We start from the raw sequence: 16,316 nt of genomic DNA, 5'->3' as shown, positions 1-16,316 counted from the left end.
GTGCGTCGCATGGGAGGTCAGCCGCCGACGTACGCGTTCGAGTCCCGGGTCTGGTGCGTGCCCGGCGACGCGGCCTGGCACTTCGTCACGCTGCCGGCCGATGTCTCCGACGACATCCGGGCGCGGAGCGACGGCGGCGGCCGGCCTGGGTTCGGGTCGGTTCCGGTCCACGTACGGGTCGGTGAGAGCCGGTGGGAGACGTCGGTGTTCCCCGACGCTCGCAGCGGCTGCTACGTGCTGCCGCTCAAGAAGCCGGTGCGGCAGGCCGAGGGCCTGGAGGAGGGCGACGCCGTCACCGTCGAGGTCACGGCGCGCTAGCGACGTCCGGCGCGTCACTCCTTCGCGGCGTCGGCCGGACGGTCACCCTCCAGGAAACGCGGCCCCGGACCGAACGCCGCCGCGCGATCACCAGGGTTCGACAGCTTGCAGCGGTTGAGCGACAGGCAGCCGCACCCGATGCACGCGTCGAGCGTGTCCCGCAGGCGCTCCAGCTCGGCGATCTGGGCGTCGAGACGGGGGCGCCAGGCGCGTGACAACCTGCTCCAGTCCTTCTTGGTCGGGGTGCGGCCCTCCGGCAGCGTCGCCAGGGCGTCGCGGATCTCGTCCAGGCTGAGACCGACACGCGACGCCGTGCGGACGAAGGCGATGCGGCGCAGCGTGCTGCGGGCGTAGCGGCGCTGGTTGCCGGCGGTCCGCTCGGACTGGATCAGCCCCAGTGACTCGTAGTAGCGCAGTCCGGACGGCGCCACGCCGCTGCGCTGGGCGGCCTCGCCGATCGTGAGGTGGGGCTCGGTGATCACGTCGCTCCTCCCGAAGGCTTGATCTCAAGTGAACTTTAACTTGCACGATAGCCGGTATGACCACGACGACCGTCCCGCCGCCCGTCCTCGGGCTCCTCGCGCGCATCACCGGTGACGAGAAGCACGACCCGAGCGCCCACTCGACCCTCGACGTCGTGTGGGTGCTGTACGACCAGGTCCTCGACGTCGCGCCCGACCGGACCGACGACCCGGGACGCGACCGCTTCCTGCTGTCGAAGGGCCACGGCCCGGCCTCGACGTACGCCGTCCTCGCCGCGAAGGGGTTCATCCCGCACGCCTGGCTCGACGACGTCGCCTCGTGGGAGTCGCGCCTCGGCCACCACCCCGACCGCGTCCTCGTCCCCGGGATCGAGATCGGCAGCGGCTCGCTCGGGCACGGCCTCCCGATCGCCGTCGGTCTCGCGCTCGGCCTGCGCATCCAGCACAGCTCCGCCCGCGTCGTCGTCCTGGTCGGCGACGGCGAGCTCGACGAGGGGAGCAACGCGGAGGCGATCGCGACGGCCGCGCGGCTCGGGCTCGGCAACCTCACCTGCGTCGTCGTCGACAACCGCAGCGACAAGCTCGGCTGGCCGGGCGGGATCGCCGCCCGCTTCGCCGTAGAGGGATGGGTCAGCGCCGACGTCGCCGGACGCGACCACGCGGCCCTCCGTACGGCGCTCCTCCGCACCGCGCCCGACCGGCCGACCGTGGTCGTCGCGGCCACGACCGACGAGTTCCGTGGAGCCGACCAGTCAGATACGGCAGTGACCGATCTCACCGCGAAGGGAGCAGCCGCATGACCCGTACGCCGATGCGCGAACGCTTCTACGCCGAGCTCGGCTCCGTCCTGGACGAGGATCCGCGCGTTGCGGTCGTCCTCGCCGTGATCGGGGCCGCCGCGCTGGCCGACACCTCCGCCCGCCATCCCGACCGCGTGATCGACGTCGGGATCCGTGAGCAGACGATGGTCGGTGTCGCCGGCGGACTCGCGCTCGCAGGGATGCGGCCGATCGTGCACACCTACGCGCCGTTCCTCGTCGAGCGAGCGTACGAGCAGGTGAAGCTCGACCTCGGCCACCAGGACGTCGGCGCCCTCCTCGTCAGCACCGGTGCCTCGTACGACGCGAGCACCGCAGGCCGCACCCACCAGGCGCCGGCCGACGTCGCGTTGATCTCGGCGCTGCCGGGTTGGACGGTCCACGTCCCGGGCCACGCCGACGAGCTGGCCCGCATCGTGCGCCGCGAGGCGTCGACGAGCCGACGCGTGTACGTCCGGATGTCGTCGCTGCAGAATGCAACGGCCCACCCCGTCGACGGTCTGCTCCACCTCGTCCGTGGGGGCGCACACGCGCTGCCGCTGGTCGTCGCGGTCGGGCCGCTCCTCGACACCGTGCTCGAGGCGACGAGCGACCTGCCGGTGCGGGTCGCCTACACGTCGACACCGCACCCTCTCGACACGCAGGGCCTCCGGACGCTGGCCGGCCCGGCGCCGAGCCTGGCGCTGGTCGAGCCGTACCTCGAGGGCACCAGCGCCGCCGCCGTCGCTGCCGCACTCGCCGACCGACCGAGCCGCGTGCTGCACGTCGGCGTCCCCCGTGGGCAGGAGCTGCGCCGCTACGGGTCACCCAAGGACCATGCCGCCGCGCACGGGCTCGACGCAGCCGGGATCCGTGCGCGGGTGAAGGAGCTGCTCGGATGACCACCGTCGCAAGAACGGCACTCGACGCACCCGACGTCCCGTGCCGCGTCCTCGGGCCGGACCTGTGGTTCGCCGAGCAGTCGGGCGACGTCGAGCGGGCGAAGGCGTTGTGCCTGGAGTGCCCGATCCGCGCGGAGTGCCTCGCTGCCGCGCTCGACCGCCAGGAGCCTTGGGGCGTCTGGGGCGGAGAGGTGTTCGTGAAGGGGCGTCCGGTCGACCACAAGCGCGGCCGCGGTCGGCCCCGCGTACGCCGCGCAACCCCGGACGAGGAGCGCGAGGACTGCGAGCCCTGCGCGGCGTGACGTCAGGCCGATCGCACGCTGGATCGCTAGGCGTCGCGTCGCTCTCCGTCCGTCCCGAACCCGTCGAGAGACCGCCGCTCATCGAGCGTCATCAGCTCCTCGAACAGGGTGATCTGCAGGCCCGCAGGAGCGTCGAGGCGCGAGTTGAGGGAACGCCACGGCGTCTCGCGAGGGGACGCGACGAGCGTCGCACCGGCGTCCACCAGACGCCTCGTACGTGCCTCGCCGTCGAGAACCTCGAACGCGACGCGGAGGCGCGGAGTGGTCGGGCGCCCGACCTCGACGTCGTCGATCATGCGCCGCTGCGCCGGGTTGGCCAGCTCGAGCGTCGCCCGTCCGGCGTCCAGGATCGTGACGCGGGCGTCGCCGTCGCCTTCGTACGCGGCTTGCTCGGGCAGACCCAGGACGTCGCGGTAGAACCGCACCGCCTCGTCGTAGTCGTCGGCCTCGACGACGAGTCGCAGCTGCAGGACCGGGTTGTCAGTGGTCATCTCCGCAGGCTAAACCCTGACATCACTGTGAAGGTCAAGTGCGGGAGGGACTCGCGGTCAGCCCTGAAGCACCGACGCCGGCGCGAACCCGGCCTCGACCATCTTCTGGTTCATGGCGTCCCTCAGCGCGATCACGGCCGACAGCGGCCGGACCATCACGGTGAACTCGCTGATCAGTCCGTCGTCGTCCAGCTGGAGCAGGTCGAGCCCGTGGATCGCCTTGCCGGCGACGTTCGCCCGGAAGACGAGGATCTCCGACGGCACCGCGTCGCCTTCGTCGGCACGCGAGCCGGTGCCCTCCAGCTCACCCACGTAGCGGAAGTCCTCGAACACCTGTGTCACGAAGCCGAGGACGGCCATCACCATCGCCTTGCCCGCGAACGGCGAGAACTTCACCGGGCTGTGGAACGTCACGTCGTCGGCGAGCAGCGCCTCGGCCGAGGCGATGTCGCCGCTCTCGACGGCGGCGCGGAACCGGTCAGCGGTGGTGGACATGGTGCTCCTCGGTGTTGAAGGGTCGATCAGTGAAGGCTCAGTCGTCGGTGTTGAAGAAGGTGCGGTGCGCCGACAGCAGGTCGAGCCCGGGGCGACCCGCGACGAACTGCTCGACGCGGTCCAGGACGTCGATGACGTGCGCGTTGTCGCCGGAGACGGCCGCGACACCGACCGTCGCCCTGCGGTACAGGTCCTGGTTGTCGGTCTCCGCCACCGACACGTCGAACGTGCGCCGCACGTCGGCGACCAACGGTCGCACGAAGGAGCGCTTCTCCTTCAACGTGTGCACGTCACCCAGAAGCAGGTCGAACTCGATCGTGCCGACCCACATGCTCAGGAGTCGGAGAGGCTCGAGTCGAGGACGTTGCGCGCACCCGGCGTCGCGTCGACGGAGTCGGGGTGGATGACGACGACGGTCGCGCTGGCGTGGCGGACGACCTGCTCGCTCACCGATCCCAGGACCAGGCCCTTGAACCCTCCGAGCCCACGGCGTCCGACGACGACCATCGACGCCTTCTCGGAGGCCTCGATCAGTCGCGGTGCGGGCTTGCCGTGGACAGCGCACGTGCGGACGTCCACGTCGGCGAAGTCGGTGCGGAGGGGGACGAGGTCCTCCTCGAGCCGCTCCACGACCGCTTCGGCGAAGTCTTCGAGCGGCGGCATGTAGCCAGGCTCCCAGGTGCGGGGACGCGGCGCGGTGGTCAGCACCCACGCCCGGACGACGGTCACCGGCTGACCGGTGAGCTTGCCGTACTCGAGAGCCCAGAGGACCGCCTGGTCAGAGAAGTCGGACCCGTCGTGCCCGACCAGGATCCCGCCGTCGAAGTCGATCTCCTTCGTGGTCATGCCTCACGGTATCGCGCGACGCTCGAGGTCGGTGAGCCCGATGCCCGGCCCGACCTCGCGCACGCCGACGACGACGAAGCCGAGCCCGGCGTACAGGGCGAGGGCCGGTGCGTTGACGGAGCCGGTCGACACGATCGTGCGGTGCGTGGGCTCGAGGAGGGCCAGCATCTCCAGCAGCGTCGACGCGATGCCCTGGCGGTGGGCGTCGGGGTGCACGAAGAGGCGGTAGATGTCGACGGTCCCGTCGTCGAGCCGCTTCCACGAGACGGCCCCGACGAGCACCCCGTCGGCGTACGCCCCCAGGAACTCCTCGTCGCTCGCCATCAGCTCGTCGAGCGTCTCGTGCAGCATGGGGAGCTCCGGGAATCCGATCAGCTCCGCCTCGATCGCGTACGACGCCCGCTGCACCGACAGCAGCGCGACGGCGACCTCGTCGTCGGTCAGGTCCAGCGGCACGATGTCGAGGGCTTTCACCCCGCCACCGTACGGCGCACTCAGCCCGCGGCGCGGTGTTGTGCGGAGGCTGCCAGCTCGAGCAGGGCGCGACGGTCGTGCGCGTTGCCGGCCAACGTGGCGGCGCTCTCGAACTCCGCCGCTGCCTCGGCGTCTCGACCGAGCCGGACGAGCAGGTCCGCGCGCACGCTGGGGAGCAGGTGGTAGGCGGCCATCCTGGGGTCGCGCCGCAGCGGCTCCAGCGCTTCCAACGCCTCGCCGGGCCCGTACGCCCGGCTGACCGCGACCGCCCTGTTCAGCGTGATCACGGGTGACGGGTTGAGCTCGGCCAGGGCGTCGTACAGGGCGACGATGCGCTTCCAGTCGGTGTCGCCCGGCGTTGCGGCGCGCGCGTGGCAGGCAGCGATCGCCGCCTGGAGCGTGTACGGCCCGAGCGGGCGCTTGAGCGCGACCGACCGGTCGATCGCGCCCAGGCCGTGGCGGATGAGAGTACGGTCCCAGCGGCCGCGGTCCTGGTCGTCGAGCAGGACCGGGGCCCCGTGACGGTCGGTACGCGCCGAGAACCGCGACGCCTGGATCTCCATCAGGGCGACCAGCCCGTACGGCTCGGGCTCGCGCGGCAGCAGAGCAGTCAGGACGCGCCCGAGCCGCATCGCCTCGCGGCACAGGTCGTCGCGGATCACACGGTCGCCGGAGCTCGCCGAGTAGCCCTCGTTGAAGATCAGGTAGACGACCTCGAGCACCGCTGCCAGCCGCGCCGGGAGGTCTTGCGCGGAGGGGATCTCGAAAGGGACCTGCGCCGCCGTGAGAGTCCGCTTCGCCCGCGAGATGCGTTGTCCGACGGTCGCCGACGGTGCGAGGAAGGCGCGGGCGATCTCGTCGGTCGACAAGCCGCCCAGCATCCGCAGGGTCAGGGCGACCTGCGCATCACGGGCCAGGACGGGGTGGCAGGCGACGAACACCAGCCGCAGCACGTCGTCACCGACCGGATCCTCCACGATCGCGTCCGGATCGGGGGTGGCGGCGCGGCGGTCGTCCTCGAGGTCGGGGGCGAGCACCGCGTACTTGCGGGTGAGGTTCTGGTCGCGCCGGACCCGGTCCACCGCGAGGTTGCGCGCGACCTTGGTCAGCCACGCGCCGGGGTTGTCGGGGATGCCGTCGCGCGGCCACTTCTCGAGCGCGAGGACGAGCGCGTCCTGCGCAAGGTCCTCGGCGTAGCCGACGTCGTTCACGACACGCACGAGCCCGGCGACGACCCTCGCCGACTCGATGCGCCAGATCGCATCGATCGTGCGATGGGTCTCGCCAGGCATCGTCGTGTCGTCCCTCTGCTCCGCTCGTTCGCCGTCAGGAGCCGTGCTGCTGCTGGATCGTCTCGCGGAGCTGATCGTCCTGCTGGCGCAGCTCCGGCGTGTACTCGTCGCCGAAGTCCGCGGCCTCGTGGAGGGGTCGCAGCTCGAGCTGGCTCGGCTCGGACGGGTCGTGGGGGCAGCGCTTGGCCCACTCGACGGCCTCCTCGAACGACTTGACCTCCCAGATCCAGTAGCCGGCCAGCAGCTCCTTGCTCTCGGTGAACGGGCCGTCGACGACCCGGGTCTCGCCTTCGCCGAAGACGACTCGGGCGCCCTCGTCGCTGTTCTTGAGGCCGTCGCCGTCCAGCATGATGCCGGCCTTGACGAGCTCCTCGTTGTACTTGCCCATCGCCTCGAGCATCTCGGTGGTGGGGATCTGCCCCTCGGCCTCCCAGGCGGGGGTGGACTGGACCATGACCATGACGCGCATGATGTTCTCCCTTGTCGGTTCGGTGCCGCCTCGACCCTAGTGCCGGAGGGGCCTCTCACCCCTACGCCGAACGGGCGCCCCGGGTTTTCGACAGAGTGCGCGAACTTTCTGGAGATTTCTTTCCGACCTGGTCGCGGACCAGAGCCTCGAGCTGGTCGGCGAGCTCCGACGGGCGGCTGAGCGCGACGAGGTGACCGCCCGGCATCTCGTACGGGTCGAGCCCCAGCCGGTCCTGCGCGACGCGACGTTGGAAGGCGATCGGGAAGATCCGGTCGTCGGTCCCGGCGATCACGGCGGTCCGAACCTCGGGCCACGCGTCCAACGGCCAGGGCTCGGCGAACGAACGATCCGACGGCTCGCGGTCCCCGTTGGCGAGGATCTCGGCCGCGAGGTCGTCCGGCACGTCGTGGAAGAAGTCGCGCGCGACGTCGAAGTCGTCCCAGCCTGCCTCACGGCGCGCGGCGGACGACCCGGTCGCCGACCACCACTCGCTGGCGGTCTCGCCCGGCGACGGGATCATCGGATTCAGCAGGACGAGCAGGTCGGCCGGGACCCGGGTGCAGACGACCGGGCCGATGAACGCCCCCATCGACTGCGCGACCACGACAAGCTTCTCGCCGCTCGGGGCGTCCTTCGCGGTCATCGCCTCGAGCACGGTCTGCACGTGGTCCTGGATCCCCGTCGACGCGTCGTGCTGCGGCACGTCGACGGGGATCGCGGTGTGGTCGCGGCGTTCGAGCTCGGGCACCAGGAGCGACCAGTACGCAGGGTCGCCGCCGGCTCCGGGAATGAGGACGAAGGTAGTCATGAAGGAACGACCCCGTGCTGCGGCCGAACTCATCGCGGTGAGCCACACGTACCAGTGGTGAGCGCGGGTTCAGTACCGTCGCTCACCACCGGCAGACGTGGCTCACCGTACGGGTGGGGCCGGGTGGCCCCCTACGCGTCAGTGCAGGAGCTCGACGATCCCGCGGTCGGCGATGTCGTCGGCGATCTGCGCGAGGTGGTACGCCTCGTTGCCGAGCGTCCGCTCGAGCACCGTGAGGCGCGCGGCGTAGTGGCCGATCGAGTACTCGGCAGTGACGCCGATGCCGCCGTGCAGCTGAATCGACTCCTGGCTGATGTGGCGAGCCGTACGACCGAGCTCGGCCTGCAGCCGCGCGGCCACGAGGACGTCGGGTCCCTTCTCCGCGAGCGACATCGTGGCCCACAGAGAGATGGAACGAGCGAGCTCGAGCGACGTGTAGATGTCGGCCGCACGGAAGGTCAGCGCCTGGAACTTCGACAGCGTGACACCGAACTGCTTGCGCGTCTTGAGGTAGCCGACGGTGGTCTCGACCGAGACCTCCATCGCGCCGACCGCTTCTGCGCCGTACGCCGTCTGGAGTCGGGCGAATGCGGACGCCAGCGCTGCCTCGCCTCCCTCGCCGAGCGGGGTCGCTGCCGCGCCCGAGAACACGATGCGAGCCGCGAACCCGTCGTCGGGAGTCGCGTACGTCGTACGGGTGACGCCGTCGGCCGTCGCGTCGACGACGAAGAGACGGGTCGTGTCGCCGTCCTTCGCGCTGACGATCAAGACGTCGGCCACACCGCCGTGGCGTACCGGCTCCTTGACGCCGTCGAGGGTCCAGCCGCCGTCGGCGGACGTGGCCGTCACGCCGTAGGCCGCGGTGCCGTGGGGCGCGCGCGCCTCGCTGTGCGCGATGACCGCGACCAGCTCGCCGGAGGCGATCTTAGGGAGGAGGTCCTGCTTCTGCTCGTCGGTACCCGCGTCGGCGATCAGCTCGCCGGCGCCGACGACCACGTCGATGAAGGGTTCGGGAGCGAGGACGCGCCCGATCTCCTGAGCGACGATCCCGACCTCGACCGCGGTCGCGCCGGCACCGTCGTACGCCTCGTCGAACGGCAGGCCCAGCAGGCCCATGTCGGCGAGCTTGCTCCAGACGTCGCGGTCCCAGCCGGGCTCGGTCGCCGTGACCTTCTCACGGTTGCCGGCCGACTCGCCGAGGATGCCGCGGACCGCGCCACGAAGGGCGGTCTGCTCCTTGTCGTAGTTGAAATCCATGTCAGTCCCTCACAGTCCCAGGATCGTGCCGGCGATGATCGTGCGCTGGATCTCGTTGGACCCGCCGAAGATCGACACCTTGCGGAGGTTCAGGTAGGTCGGCACCGAGTGGCCCGCCCACGACGGAACGTCGGAGTCGTCGTCGGCACCCGCGGCCAGGACGTCGCCGCCGGCCAGGTCGACGGCGAGCTCGCTGACCTCCTGGATGAGCACCGAGCCGCGGAGCTTGAGGATCGACGAGACCGGGTCGGGCTTGCCGTCCTTCGAGGCGCCCGCAACGCGGAGCGCGGTGAGCTCGAGCGCGAGCAGCTGGTTCTCGAGCGATGCGAACCGTGCGGCGACGGCAGGGTCGTCGATCGGGCGGCTGCCGTCGGCGAGAGGCACGGAGGCGTGCTCCTTGAGGACCTCGAGGCGGAGCTTGGTGCTGCCGGTCGCACCGATGCCGTCACGCTCGTTGCCGAGGAGGAACTTCGCGTAGTCCCAGCCTCGGTTCTCCTCCCCGACGAGCTGGTCGGCAGGAACACGAACGTTGTCGAAGAAGACCTCGTTGACCTCGTAGCCACCGTCGATCAGCTTGATCGGGCGCACGGTCACGCCAGGCGTCGACATCTCGAACAGCACGAACGAGATCCCCTGCTGCCGCTTCGGCGCGTCCGGGTTCGTGCGGACGAGGCAGAAGATCCAGTCGGCGAACTGGCCGAGCGTGGTCCACGTCTTCTGGCCGTTCACCACCCACTCGTCACCGTCACGGACGGCGGTCGTGCGCAGCGAGGCGAGGTCGGAGCCGGCGTCCGGCTCGGAGAAGCCCTGGCACCACCAGATGTCGAGGTTCGCGGTCGGAGGGAGGAAGCGCTCCTTCTGCTCCTGCGAGCCGAACGTCGCGATCACCGGACCGACCATGCTGGCGTTGAACGCGAGCGGCGCGGGAACAGCGGCGGTCTGCATCTCGTCCAGCCAGATGTGGCGCTGCAGCGGCGTCCATCCCTTGCCGCCCCACTCGACGGGCCAGTTCGGCACCGCGTACCCGCCAGCGTTGAGCACCCGCTGAGCCTCGATGATCTGCTCCTTGGTGAGCTCCCCACCGCTGCGGACGGTGTCGCGGATCTCCTGCGGAACCTTGGTGGTGAAGAACTCGCGCAGCTCCTGCTGGAGCTGTGCGTCCTCCGCTGACAGGGCAAGCCTCATGTTCGCTCTCCTGGTGGCGTACGACCTGGTGATGGGGACAGCCTAGGTAAGCGCGCGCTTAGCCGGCTACCCGGGGGTAGGTATCCAGCCTAGGCCCCGCTCTGCCGGTCGACCCGGCGCGCTGCCGACGCCGACGCGAGCTCGGCGAGCAGCCCTTCGGTGACGTCCCAGCCGATGCACGCGTCGGTGACGCTCTGACCGTACGTGAGGCCGGCCGGCGCCGGCGCCTGCTTGCCGGGGACCAGGAAGCTCTCCAGCATCACCGCGGCGATCCCGCGGTCACCGGCCGCGACGTCGTGCGCGAGCTCGCGCACCACCGCGGCCTGGCGTACGTGGTCCTTCCCCGAGTTGCCGTGGCTCGCGTCGACGACGAGCCGCTGCGGCATGCCGGCCCGCTCGAGCAGCTCGAGCGCAGCGCGCCGCGACGCCACGCCGTAGTTGGGGCCGTCGTGGCCGCCCCGCAGGATGACGTGGCAGTCGGGGTTGCCGCTGGTCGACACGACGCTCGCCCGCCCGTCGCCGTCGATCCCGAAGAACGTCTGCGCTGCGGCTGCCGCACGGCACCCGTCGACGGCTGCCTGGACCGACCCGTCGGTGGCGTTCTTGAAGCCCACCGGCATCGACAGCCCCGACACCATCTGCCGGTGCACCTGGCTCTCCGGCGTACGCGCACCGATCGCCCCCCACGAGACCGCGTCGGCGAGGTACTGCGGGCTCGTGGGCTCGAGGAGCTCGGTGCCCGCCGGCAACCCGGTCGCGAGCACGTCGAGCAGCACCGACCGGGCGAGGCGCAGCCCGCGCCGCACGTCGTACGACTCGTCCATGCCGGGATCGTTGATGAGGCCCTTCCACCCGACCGTCGTCCGCGGCTTCTCGAAGTAGACGCGCATGACGATCTCGAGGTCGTCGGCGTACGCGGTCCGCAGCGGCGCGAGGCGGTGGGCGTAGTCGAGCGCGGCGCTCGGGTCGTGGATCGAGCACGGCCCCACCACGACGAGGAGCCGGTCGTCTCGGCCGGACATGATCGCGGCAGCCGCATCCCGCGAGGCCGCCACCAGATCGGCCGCCGCGTCGTTGAGCGGGCGAGCCGCGACGACCTCGCGCGGCGGCTCGAGCGGTTCGAGCGACTGCACGCGCAGGTCGCTCGTACGGGGCGGGGTCGTGGTTCCGGTCTGGACCGGGGCTGTCGATGACATCGGCGCTTCCTCTCGGCGGCGCCGATGTCGAGCCGGCACCGCCACGAATGACGAAAGGCACGGACCGTGTGGTCCGTGCCTGTGCTGGCTAGCTGTGCGAGTCGGAAAGGTCAGACGCCGACCGCTGGCTGCACCAGCACGTCGCGCCCATAAAATCGTCCGCTCATCACGTCGCAGACGCTAGCACGACGGCACCAGCGGAACGCGCGCGGGGGAATGGGAAGACCCCGACCGCTGCTGACGGGGGATACAGCAACGACCGGGGTCTGACGTGAACTCTAAGGCATCCTGTACAGGCGTTCAAGAGGGCATTTTGTGACCTGGCTCACGCGCCGTACGAAGACCGGCCGAGGCCCTCAGCGGACGGTGATCTGACGGTTCGCGAGACCGTTCCTGGCGCCCCGCTGCTCGGTCGTCAACGGCGTCGAATCCGCTAGCGCGTCGTTCAGGCGTGACTGGAACGCCGCCACCGGTCCTTCGAGCTCAGCGGCCTCGGTGGGCTTCTCCATCTCCCACACCGGGACGAGGAGACCGTGCGCGCGGAACGAGCCGATGAGGCGTACGTCGTCGCCCAGGCGGTCGTCACCGGCGACGTGGAGCCGGGCGAGCGCGCTGAGCAGCGTCTCCTCGTCGTGGGGCATCACCCAGCGCAGGAACTGGCGCTCGCCGAGCTGGGTCCAGTAGGCGGCGTCGACCTCCTCGAGGCGCGCCGTCGGAGTCGCCAGCTGGTTGGCCTGCTCCATGCCGGCAGCGATGTCACCGGTCGGGTCGTCCACGCCGGCGGTCCAGAAGTCGAAGCCCTCCTGGACATCGACGGCGAACTCCGACGCGGGGTCGACGATCTCCTGCAGGCGTGGACCGACGCCAGGGTCGGTGGCGACGATCTCGGAGCCCGGCTCGAGTCCGAGACCCTGCTCGATCGCTGCAGCGATGTCACGGCTCACGTCACCGAAGTTGTGGGTCACCTGGAGGCCGACCCAGAGCTCTCCGTCGGGACGGACGAGTCCGGGCGCTGCCGCCGGCAGAAGGGTGCAGACCCGGACGGTGGCGTCCACCGCGATCTCCGGTCGGAGCGTGACGACCGCCGTGGCCGACGGCACGAACTCGCGCATGGCCACCCAGTCGCACTCACCGGGCAGCCCCTCGAACGTGCGCGCGCGGAACGGCACCCGCTCGACCTTCGCCGGCTTGACGCGACGACGCGACTTCTTGCCCATGGTGGGTTCTCCTGAGTGAGTGACGGGTACGACGCGGGTCGAGGCGGCTCAGCGGCCGCTGCTCGGACCCTGCGGCGGGTAGGGGCCCTGGCCGTACGGAGGCTGCTGGCCCTGCTGGCCCGGCTGACCGTACGGCGGCTGCTGGGGCTGCTGGCCGTACGGCGGCTGCTGGGGCTGCTGGCCGGGCTGACCGGGCTGGCCCGGCTGGCCGTAGTGGGGCTGGCCGTACGAAGGCTGGCCCGGTTGACCGTACGAGGGCTGTGGCTGGCCGTACGGCTGCTGCGGACGCTGACCGTACGGCTGCTGGCTCGGCAGCTGCTGCGTCGGCTCCGGCTGCGAGGAGGGCTGACCGTACGGGGAGGGCGCCGGCGCGGCAGGCGCCTTGCGCGACCCCAGGATGCCGAGGATGCCCAGGACGAGACCCAGCGCGACCAGCGCGGTGCCTCCACCGACGAGCAGGTAGCCGGTGACTGCGTCGTCGACGTCGTCGGCGCTCTCGACGCCGCTCGTCATGGCGGCGCCGGCACCCGCGACGATCCCGCCGAGCACGACGACACCCAGGCCGGCCCATCCGACGATCGTGCGGCCGCGTCCACCGGCGAGCGCGACGGCCCAGAGAGCAAGGGCGACCAGCACGACGACGACGGTCGCCACGACGAGGATCGAGTTGAGCGAGTCACTGTCCTCGGCGACGCTGCGGCTGACCGAGCCCGGGTCGTCGGCGAGGTCGGCGAAGATGCCGCGACGCGACGTCAGTGCGTAGATCGCGTAGCCCAGCGACACCAGCGCCGCGATGGCGAGCGCGACGACGGCGACCATGCCCCACGGGGAGGACGACGACTCGACGTCACGGCCACGCGAGGTCGGAGGAGCGTGCGGCGTGGACCAGTGCTGACCGCCCTGCTGCTGCCCGGGCTGGCCACCCTGGCCACCCTGGGACGACGGAGCGGGCGAACCGCCCCACGACGAGCCTGCGGGCTGTCCGGGACCAGAGCCGTACGGGCGTCCATACGGGTCCTGCGGGCCTTGCGACATGAATCCTCCTCGGGCCGGTACCGCCCATGCGCCCGGCGGGGTCAGCCTAACGAACGCCTGCGCCGGGAGGACAGTTGTGGCTGCTGAGAGGATGGACGGCATGGAGGAGATCACCATCCCGACCGTCGAGGTCGCAGGCGTTCCGGAACCCGTTCCCGCAGGCCTCGTCGTCGTCGACGTCCGCGAGCCAGATGAGTGGGCGAGCGGTCACATCGACGGCGCGCTTCACATCCCCCTCGGCGACCTCCCGTCTCGCGCGGACGAGATCCCCGCCGACGGCCAGGTGCTCGTCTACTGCCATGTCGGCGGCCGTTCGGCTCGCGCCACCGCGTTCCTGCAGCAGCGCGGCGTCGACGCGGTCAACCTCGCCGGCGGTGTGATCGCCTGGCACCAGGCCGGCCGTCCGCTGGTCTGACCTCACCCCCGCTGGTCTGACCTCACCCCCAGTGGTCGAGGCGCGAAGCGATCGAGACCGCGCCACCTCACCCCCGCTGGTCGAGGCGCGAAGCGATCGAGACCGCGCCACCTCACCCCCGCTGGTCGAGGCCGGAGCGCCAGCGGAGGATCGAGACCCCTACCGCAGCAGCTTCGACATCCGCCGGTCGGCGAGCGGCTTGCCGCCGGTCTGGCAGGTCGGGCAGTACTGCAGGGACGAGTCGGCGAACGACACCTCGCGGACGGTGTCGCCGCAGACCTCGCAGGTCTCACCCGTACGGGCGTGGACGCGCAGCCCCGACTTCTTCTCCCGCTTGAGCTCGGACGCGGCCAGTCCGTCGGAGCGGGCGATCGCGTCGCGCAGCGTCGTACCGATCGCCGCGTACAGCGTCTCGAGGTCCTCGTCGGACGCGACGATCGCGCTCGCCGGCTTGAACGGCGACATCTTCGCGACGTGCAGGATCTCGTCGGAGTAGGCGTTGCCGATGCCGGCGATCTGGGACTGGTCGCGCAGCACGCCCTTGATCTGCGACCGGCCTGCCGCCTCGAGGATGCCGCGGAAGACGTCGAGCGTGAACGCGTCGTCGAGCGGCTCGGGTCCGAGCCGGGCGATGCCGGGGACCTCGGCGGGGTCGCGTACGAGGTAGACCGCGAGCCCCTTCTTGGTGCCGGCCTCCGTGAGGTCGAAGCCCGACCCGTCGTCGAGGACCACACGGAAGGCGAGGGGGTTCTTGCCGCCACCCGGTCGCGGTGGCGCCTTCGGCTGCTCGTCCTTCCACCGCAGCCATCCCGCACGGGCGAGGTGGATGACGAGGTGGAGACCCCCTGCGGAGATGTCGAGGAACTTGCCGCGGCGCGTGACGTCGTCGACGAGGAGGCCGGCGAGCGCGCTCACGGGCGGGTCGTACGTCTTCAGTGCACTGATCGCGGCCGGGTACGCGGCGACGATCGCACGGGGCTCTCCCTCGGAGACGCCCAGGCGACGCGACAGGTCGCCGACCAGCGCATCGACCTCCGGGAGCTCAGGCACGCCACCAGTGTGCCGTCCCGTCCCCGATTTGTGCAGTGGGACAAGGAATCGGAGATGAGTTCCCTTGTCCCGCTGCACAAATCGGGGTCGGGGCGTGCGGAAACGCGAGGGACCCCGGGTCGCTGGTGCGTACCCGGGGTCCCTTCGGTGGAACGTCTTACTTGACGGCGCCCTTGAGCTTGCTGCCCGCGGTGACCTTCACGCCGTAACCGGCGGGGATCTCCAGGGTCTCGCCGGTCGCGGGGTTGCGGCCGGTGCGCGCGGCGCGCTCAACGCGCTCGACGGTCAGCAGGCCCGGGATCTGGACCTTCTCGCCCTTGCCGACGGCGTCGATGAGCGTGTCACCGAAGGCGCTGAGGACCGCGTCGGCGTCGGCCTTGGTGGTGCCGGCGGTCTCGGCGACGGCGGCTACGAGTTCAGTACGGTTCACGGGATTCCTCCGACGTGCGTTGGACGGTTGTCTTGTGTCCACACCAGCATAGGAAGAAATGCCAGAATTCCCCGTATTTACGGGCTCCCACGCCGGTGTGGTGCGACTCGACAGTAGCCCACGACGCGCACGGTTTCAGCGCCACGGACCCGGTAACGGCGTTTCGAGGACCTGCGGGAGCGCCTCGAGGTACTTCTCGCGGGGCCACTCCTCGACCCCCAGCGAGGCCAGGTGCGGGGTCAGCCACTGGGTGTCCACGAGGCGCTGGTCGGCATGCTCGTCCGACAGCATCTCCACGAGCCCGACGAGCGCCGCCTTGGAGGCGTCGCGCTCACGGTGAAACATGCTCTCACCTGCGAAAAGGCCACCGATCGCGACGCCGTACAGACCGCCTGCGAGCGCGCCTCCAGCGGTCCGGACCTCGATCGAGTGAGCCCATCCGAGACGGTGCAGACGGCCGTACGCGTCGGCGATCTGGCCGTCGATCCACGCGCCCTCGCGGACAGGGTCCGCGCAGGCCGCGACGACCTCGTCGAAAGCCGTGTCGATGGTCACGGCGAAATGTCGCGTCGACTTGCGCAACGAGCGGGTCACCCGGAGCTTGGAGAGCTCCAGGACGCCACGCCGTACGGGTGACCACCACCCGATCGGGCCGCCCGGCTCCACCGGCATGGGAAACATCCCCGCCGCGTAGGCGGCGACCAGCGTCCCCGGCTCCAGGTCGGCACCGACCCCGACGAAGTCGTCGTCGACCGGCCAGTCGTCGCGCCCGAAGTCCCATCGGTTCAGCGGAAGCGGCTTCGGTGTCACCCTTCAAGTATCTCGCGCCACGTGAGCCCTGTCGGGTCGTTGACG

At 70.8% G+C, this 16,316-nt stretch carries 22 protein-coding genes; 5 read left to right on the top strand and 17 right to left on the bottom strand.

Annotated elements, in window-relative coordinates:
- Positions 1-9: 9 nt before the first annotated feature.
- Complete coding sequence (locus AB3M34_RS00490) at positions 10-318, top strand: DUF1905 domain-containing protein (protein WP_370617121.1); 309 nt, start codon at positions 10-12, stop codon at positions 316-318.
- Between the two features lie 14 nt (positions 319-332).
- On the opposite strand, the gene soxR is transcribed toward AB3M34_RS00490, so the two are convergent.
- Positions 333-800 (bottom strand): redox-sensitive transcriptional activator SoxR, encoded by a 468-nt coding sequence (gene soxR, locus AB3M34_RS00485; protein WP_370617120.1) that lies wholly within the window; start codon positions 798-800, stop codon positions 333-335.
- A gap of 56 nt (positions 801-856) precedes the next feature.
- On the opposite strand from soxR, the gene AB3M34_RS00480 reads away from it, so the two are divergent.
- The 3 genes from AB3M34_RS00480 to AB3M34_RS00470 are packed head-to-tail and all read left to right on the top strand — an operon-like array spanning position 857 to position 2,801.
- Positions 857-1,600: a thiamine pyrophosphate-dependent enzyme gene (locus tag AB3M34_RS00480; protein ID WP_370617119.1), complete on the top strand. Its 744-nt coding sequence runs from the start codon at positions 857-859 to the stop codon at positions 1,598-1,600.
- Complete coding sequence (locus AB3M34_RS00475) at positions 1,597-2,499, top strand: transketolase family protein (RefSeq protein WP_370617118.1); 903 nt, start codon at positions 1,597-1,599, stop codon at positions 2,497-2,499. The genes AB3M34_RS00480 and AB3M34_RS00475 overlap by 4 nt, the downstream gene beginning before the upstream one ends.
- A complete protein-coding gene (locus AB3M34_RS00470) occupies positions 2,496-2,801 on the top strand; it encodes a WhiB family transcriptional regulator (protein WP_370617117.1) in 306 nt (101 codons plus the stop codon). Before AB3M34_RS00475 ends, AB3M34_RS00470 begins: the two co-directional genes overlap by 4 nt.
- Positions 2,802-2,827: 26 nt before the next feature.
- Here AB3M34_RS00470 and AB3M34_RS00465 read toward each other — a convergent pair whose 3' ends face one another.
- From AB3M34_RS00465 to AB3M34_RS00405, 13 genes are all read right to left on the bottom strand, one after another.
- Positions 2,828-3,292 carry a VOC family protein gene (locus tag AB3M34_RS00465; RefSeq protein WP_370617116.1) on the bottom strand — a complete coding sequence of 155 codons (465 nt, stop codon included), beginning with the start codon at positions 3,290-3,292 and terminating at the stop codon, positions 2,828-2,830.
- A gap of 57 nt (positions 3,293-3,349) precedes the next feature.
- Positions 3,350-3,787 (bottom strand): nuclear transport factor 2 family protein, encoded by a 438-nt coding sequence (locus AB3M34_RS00460; RefSeq protein WP_370617115.1) that lies wholly within the window; start codon positions 3,785-3,787, stop codon positions 3,350-3,352.
- Between the two features lie 37 nt (positions 3,788-3,824).
- A complete protein-coding gene (locus AB3M34_RS00455) occupies positions 3,825-4,118 on the bottom strand; it encodes a DUF503 domain-containing protein (protein ID WP_370617114.1) in 294 nt (97 codons plus the stop codon).
- A gap of 2 nt (positions 4,119-4,120) precedes the next feature.
- Positions 4,121-4,633 carry a universal stress protein gene (locus tag AB3M34_RS00450; RefSeq protein ID WP_370617113.1) on the bottom strand — a complete coding sequence of 171 codons (513 nt, stop codon included), beginning with the start codon at positions 4,631-4,633 and terminating at the stop codon, positions 4,121-4,123.
- 3 nt (positions 4,634-4,636) lie between these two features.
- Positions 4,637-5,107 carry a GNAT family N-acetyltransferase gene (locus AB3M34_RS00445; RefSeq protein WP_370617112.1) on the bottom strand — a complete coding sequence of 157 codons (471 nt, stop codon included), beginning with the start codon at positions 5,105-5,107 and terminating at the stop codon, positions 4,637-4,639.
- Positions 5,108-5,127: 20 nt separating this feature from the next.
- Positions 5,128-6,399 (bottom strand): RNA polymerase sigma factor, encoded by a 1,272-nt coding sequence (locus AB3M34_RS00440; RefSeq protein WP_370617111.1) that lies wholly within the window; start codon positions 6,397-6,399, stop codon positions 5,128-5,130.
- A gap of 34 nt (positions 6,400-6,433) precedes the next feature.
- On the bottom strand, positions 6,434-6,868 hold the full coding sequence (locus AB3M34_RS00435) for a YciI family protein (RefSeq protein WP_370617110.1): 435 nt from the start codon (positions 6,866-6,868) through the stop codon (positions 6,434-6,436).
- Positions 6,869-6,929: 61 nt separating this feature from the next.
- Entirely contained in the window at positions 6,930-7,676 is a 747-nt protein-coding gene (locus AB3M34_RS00430) for an alpha/beta fold hydrolase (protein ID WP_370617109.1), read from the bottom strand.
- Positions 7,677-7,814: 138 nt separating this feature from the next.
- On the bottom strand, positions 7,815-8,933 hold the full coding sequence (locus AB3M34_RS00425; protein ID WP_370617108.1) for an acyl-CoA dehydrogenase family protein: 1,119 nt from the start codon (positions 8,931-8,933) through the stop codon (positions 7,815-7,817).
- Positions 8,934-8,942: 9 nt separating this feature from the next.
- On the bottom strand, positions 8,943-10,118 hold the full coding sequence (locus AB3M34_RS00420) for an acyl-CoA dehydrogenase family protein (RefSeq protein ID WP_370617107.1): 1,176 nt from the start codon (positions 10,116-10,118) through the stop codon (positions 8,943-8,945).
- Positions 10,119-10,207: 89 nt separating this feature from the next.
- Positions 10,208-11,314: a 3-deoxy-7-phosphoheptulonate synthase gene (locus AB3M34_RS00415; RefSeq protein WP_370617106.1), complete on the bottom strand. Its 1,107-nt coding sequence runs from the start codon at positions 11,312-11,314 to the stop codon at positions 10,208-10,210.
- Between the two features lie 356 nt (positions 11,315-11,670).
- The gene (locus AB3M34_RS00410; RefSeq protein ID WP_370617105.1) at positions 11,671-12,531 is read right to left on the bottom strand and encodes a DUF5926 family protein; all 861 of its coding nucleotides are present in this window, start codon (positions 12,529-12,531) and stop codon (positions 11,671-11,673) included.
- A gap of 48 nt (positions 12,532-12,579) precedes the next feature.
- Positions 12,580-13,566, bottom strand: a complete 987-nt coding sequence (locus AB3M34_RS00405; RefSeq protein ID WP_370617104.1) for a hypothetical protein — start codon at positions 13,564-13,566, stop codon at positions 12,580-12,582.
- A gap of 100 nt (positions 13,567-13,666) precedes the next feature.
- Here AB3M34_RS00405 and AB3M34_RS00400 point away from each other — a divergent pair, with 100 nt between their 5' ends.
- A complete protein-coding gene (locus AB3M34_RS00400; RefSeq protein ID WP_370617103.1) occupies positions 13,667-13,981 on the top strand; it encodes a rhodanese-like domain-containing protein in 315 nt (104 codons plus the stop codon).
- Between the two features lie 159 nt (positions 13,982-14,140).
- Here AB3M34_RS00400 and AB3M34_RS00395 read toward each other — a convergent pair whose 3' ends face one another.
- The 3 genes from AB3M34_RS00395 to aat form a co-directional block, all read right to left on the bottom strand.
- Positions 14,141-15,031, bottom strand: coding sequence for a DNA-formamidopyrimidine glycosylase family protein (locus AB3M34_RS00395; protein WP_370617102.1), 891 nt, complete (start codon positions 15,029-15,031; stop codon positions 14,141-14,143).
- A 157-nt stretch (positions 15,032-15,188) separates the two neighbouring features.
- Entirely contained in the window at positions 15,189-15,461 is a 273-nt protein-coding gene (locus AB3M34_RS00390) for an HU family DNA-binding protein (RefSeq protein ID WP_370617101.1), read from the bottom strand.
- A 135-nt stretch (positions 15,462-15,596) separates the two neighbouring features.
- Positions 15,597-16,271, bottom strand: a complete 675-nt coding sequence (gene aat / locus AB3M34_RS00385; protein ID WP_370617100.1) for a leucyl/phenylalanyl-tRNA--protein transferase — start codon at positions 16,269-16,271, stop codon at positions 15,597-15,599.
- Between the last annotated feature and the right edge of the window lie 45 nt (positions 16,272-16,316).

Source organism: Mumia sp. Pv4-285 (assembly GCF_041320275.1).
Classification (GTDB): Bacteria; Actinomycetota; Actinomycetes; order Propionibacteriales; family Nocardioidaceae; genus Mumia; species Mumia qirimensis.
The sequence above is the reverse complement of the archived record's forward strand: the minus strand, read 5'-3'. Positions and strand labels throughout refer to the sequence as shown.